1 protein-coding gene is annotated in these 320 nt (G+C 60.3%); it reads right to left on the bottom strand.

The genetic code is table 11. The features are described from left to right. Positions 1-210: hypothetical protein (locus tag AF337_RS32850; RefSeq protein ID WP_049735364.1), on the bottom strand; the 210-nt coding region annotated here is incomplete at its 3' end. Positions 211-320 lie beyond the last annotated feature (110 nt).

The following is a 320-nucleotide window of genomic DNA, read 5'->3' on the forward strand; positions in this document are numbered from 1 at the left end:
GGCCTCTGCGATCCTTCCCGTCATCTCGCGGATGATCGTCGTCAAATGAATGATGGAATGGCGATGCTGAGCATCTCCCGATCCTATTTCGGCATCGGCCATGGCGAGCAGCGTCTGCACCAGCCGCTCCATGGTTTGGCGGCGCCTGGTCCTCGGGTCGGCATTCGGATCTTCGCTAAGGCGCAGCAGGTCGGCGACAATGTCGGACATTGCGATTCCACTCACATTGCAAAGGCCGGTGGCATGGAAACGACATGCCTTCGACCGCGCGTTTGCGTCTTCAAGCCCTCCAGCAATCGGTAGCCGTTGAGCCAGCGGCC

It is taken from the genome of Rhizobium ecuadorense (assembly GCF_001187535.1).
Taxonomy (GTDB): domain Bacteria; phylum Pseudomonadota; class Alphaproteobacteria; order Rhizobiales; family Rhizobiaceae; genus Rhizobium; species Rhizobium ecuadorense.